The organism is Streptococcus oralis (assembly GCF_001578945.1).
GTDB lineage: Bacteria > Bacillota > Bacilli > Lactobacillales > Streptococcaceae > Streptococcus > Streptococcus oralis_Q.
Genome location: NZ_KQ969551.1, coordinates 543654 through 547500, shown reverse-complemented (window position 1 = coordinate 547500; position 3847 = coordinate 543654). Strand labels below are relative to the sequence as shown.

At 43.7% G+C, this 3847-nt stretch carries 2 protein-coding genes; both read left to right on the top strand.

Annotation, left to right across the window (positions count from 1 at the left end; translation table 11 throughout):
* Nucleotides 1-214, top strand: a 214-nt coding sequence (locus tag SORDD16_RS05275) for a putative dsRNA-binding protein (protein WP_241734003.1), incomplete at its 5' end; no start/stop codon positions are given.
* Nucleotides 205-3744 carry a chromosome segregation protein SMC gene (gene smc, locus SORDD16_RS05270; protein WP_061452610.1) on the top strand — a complete coding sequence of 1180 codons (3540 nt, stop codon included), beginning with the start codon at nt 205-207 and terminating at the stop codon, nt 3742-3744. The genes SORDD16_RS05275 and smc, both read left to right, overlap by 10 nt.
* Nucleotides 3745-3847: the final 103 nt, after the last annotated feature.

Here is a 3847-nt window from a genome sequence, read left to right as displayed (position 1 = left end):
GACACACCTGCAAGAGTTGCTCCAGGTCAATGGGGATGTGGACATTCGCTACCAGGTGACCTCTGAAACGGGACCTGCTCATGATAAGGTTTTTGATGTAGAAGTTCTGGTTGAGGGCAAGAGTATCGGAAAAGGCCAAGGGCGTTCTAAAAAATTGGCAGAGCAAGAAGCTGCAAAAAATGCAGTGGAGAAAGGGCTGGATTCATGTATTTAAAGGAAATTGAGATCCAGGGATTCAAGTCCTTTGCTGATAAGACCAAAGTCGTCTTTGACCAAGGTGTGACGGCAGTTGTTGGGCCAAATGGTTCTGGGAAGTCAAATATCACTGAAAGTCTACGATGGGCCTTAGGTGAGTCTAGTGTCAAAAGCCTTCGTGGTGGTAAGATGCCTGACGTTATCTTTGCTGGAACAGAAAGTCGCAAACCACTCAATTATGCCTCTGTTATCGTGACCTTGGACAATGAAGATGGCTTTATCAAGGATGCGGGGCAAGTTATTAAGGTAGAACGTCATATCTATCGTAGTGGCGATAGCGAGTATCGAATTGATGGCAAGAAAGTGCGCTTGCGTGATATTCACGACCTTTTCTTGGATACCGGTTTGGGTCGTGATTCCTTCTCCATCATTTCCCAAGGGAAGGTTGAGGAAATTTTTAACTCCAAGCCCGAAGAACGCCGAGCTATTTTTGAAGAAGCTGCTGGAGTTTTAAAATATAAAACTCGTAGAAAAGAGACAGAGAGCAAACTGCAACAAACTCAAGATAATCTCGACCGCTTAGAGGACATTATCTACGAGTTGGACAATCAAATCAAGCCTCTTACAAAACAAGCCGAGAATGCTCGTAAGTTTCTAGACTTGGATGGTCAACGCAAGGCGATTTACTTGGATGTACTGGTTGCCCAAATCAAGGAAAACAAGACTGAACTAGAGCTAACAGAAGAAGAGCTAACGCAGGTTCAGGAACTCTTGACTAGTTATTACCAAAAACGTGAAGAGTTAGAAGAGGAAAATCAAAGCCTTAAAAAGAAACGCCAGGATCTCCAAGCTGAAATGGCCAAGGATCAAGGAAGCTTGATGGATTTGACCAGTTTGATTAGTGACTTAGAGAGAAAACTAGCCCTATCCAAACTGGAATCCGAGCAAGTTGCCCTTAATCAACAAGAAGCACAAGCCCGTTTGGTGACTTTGGAAGATAAGAGAAAAGCTCTAAGTAAGGAAAAGGCTGAAAAAGAAGAAAATTTGGAACAGTTAGAGGAAAATCTAGCTGAAAACAACAAGGAACTCAATCGCCTAGAAGCAGAATTGCTGGCTTTTTCAGATGATCCTGACCAAATGATTGAGCTCCTGCGTGAACGTTTTGTGGGGCTTTTACAAGAAGAAGCGGATGTCTCAAACCAGTTGACCCGCATCGAGAATGAACTGGAGAACAGCCGTCAATTATCTCAAAAACAAGCAGATCAACTTGAGAAATTGAAAGGACAACTGGCTACAGCTAAAGAGAAGGCCAGTCAGCAGCAGGTTAAGCTTGAAACTGCTAAGGAGCAGGTTCAGAAATTATTGGCAGACTATCAAGCTAGTGCCAAGGAGCAAGAAGAGCAGAAAGTTTCTTACCAAGCCCAGCAGAGCCAACTCTTTGACCGTCTGGACAGTCTTAAAAACAAGCAGGCGAGAGCTCAGAGTTTAGAAAATATCCTAAGAAATCATAGTAATTTTTATGCGGGTGTTAAGAGTGTTCTCCAAGAAAAAGAGCGTCTTGGTGGGATCATTGGTGCAGTCAGTGAACATTTGACCTTTGATGTGCATTATCAAACTGCCCTAGAAATTGCGCTTGGAGCTAGCAGTCAACATATCATCGTAGAAGATGAAAATGCGGCAACCAAGGCTATTGATTTCCTCAAACGTAATAGAGCTGGTCGTGCGACCTTCCTTCCTTTGACAACGATTAAGGCGCGTACGATTTCTGGTCAGAATCAAGATGCCATTATTGCAAGTTCAGGATTTCTGGGTATGGCAGATGAGTTGGTGTCGTTTGACAAGAGACTAGAAGCCATTTTCAAGAACTTGCTAGCTACGACAGCAATTTTTGATACTGTTGAACATGCACGTACGGCAGCTCGTCAAGTTCGCTATCAGGTTCGCATGGTGACGCTTGATGGGACAGAGTTGCGTACAGGTGGTTCCTACGCGGGTGGTGCCAATCGTCAAAATAACAGTATTTTCATCAAGCCAGAGCTGGAACAATTACAAAAAGAAATTGCTGAAGAAGAAGCTGACTTGCGGTCAGAAGAAGCGAGTTTGAAGATCTTGCAAGATGAGATGGCGGTATTGGCAGAAAGATTAGAAGCTATCAAATCTCAGGGTGAGCAAGCTCGTATTCAGGAGCAAGGTTTGTATCTTGCTTATCAACAGACCAATCAGCAGGTCGAAGAACTGGAAATGCTTTGGAAACTTCAAGAAGAGGAATTAAATCGCCTTACTGAAGGAGATTGGCAAGCGGATAAGGAAAAATGCCAAGAGCGCCTTGCTACTATCGCCAGTGAAAAGCAAAATCTAGAAGCTGAGATTGAAGAAATTAAGTCTAACAAAAACGCTATTCAAGAACGTTATCAAAACTTGCAGGAACAGATTTCTCAAGCGCGCTTGCTTAAGTCCGAACTGCAAGGACAGAAGCGGTACGAAGTGACTGATATTGAACGCTTAAGCAAGGAACTGGATAATCTGAATATCGAGCAAGAGGAAATCCAGCGCCTCCTCCAAGAAAAGGTTGATAATCTTGAGAAAGTGGATACGGATTTGCTAAGCCAGCAGGTGGAAGAGGCCAAAACTCAGAAAGCCAATCTTCAACAAGGTCTGATTCGCAAGCAGTTTGAATTGGATGATATCGAGGGTCAACTGGATGATATTGCCAGTCATTTGGACCAAGCTCGCCAGCAGAACGAAGAGTGGATTCGCAAACAAACACGTGCTGAAGCTAAGAAGGAAAAAGTCAGCGAACGCTTGCGCTATCTACAAGCTCAATTAACTGACCAGTACCAGATCAGTTACACAGAGGCGCTAGAAAAGGCTCATGAACTGGAAAATCTTAATCTGGCAGAGCAAGAGGTTAAGGATTTAGAGAAGGCTATTCGCTCGCTGGGTCCTGTCAACTTGGAAGCTATTGAACAGTACGAAGAAGTTCACAGCCGTCTGGATTTTCTCAATAGCCAACGAGATGATATTTTGTCTGCGAAAAATCTGCTTCTTGAGACTATTACAGAGATGAATGATGAGGTCAAGGAGCGCTTCAAATCAACCTTTGAAGCTATTCGTGAGTCCTTTAAAGTGACCTTTAGACAGATGTTTGGCGGAGGTCAGGCAGACTTGATATTGACTGAGGGCGATCTGTTAACAGCTGGTGTGGAGATTTCTGTTCAACCACCAGGTAAGAAAATCCAATCCCTCAACCTCATGAGTGGTGGTGAGAAAGCCCTATCAGCTCTTGCCTTGCTCTTCTCGATTATCCGAGTTAAGACTATTCCTTTTGTCATCTTGGATGAGGTGGAGGCGGCACTGGATGAAGCCAATGTCAAACGTTTTGGGGATTACCTTAACCGCTTTGACAAGGATAGTCAGTTTATTGTCGTGACTCACCGTAAGGGGACGATGGCGGCGGCTGATTCTATTTATGGGGTGACCATGCAAGAATCAGGTGTTTCTAAGATTGTTTCGGTTAAGTTAAAAGATTTGGAAGAAACAGTAGACTAAGCACCAACTGTGGCGCCTCTTAGGAGGTGCTGTAGTTGGGCACTTTGTCAACTGTATAGGGCAGGTGAAAAGCAATCAATTTTTTGATATTTCAGATCTATTT

What these genes read in the sequence shown, in the direction of transcription:
- smc (WP_061452610.1), top strand. Translation starts at nt 205, where the DNA reads ATGTATTTAAAGGAAATTGAGATCCAGGGATTCAAGTCCTTTGCTGAT.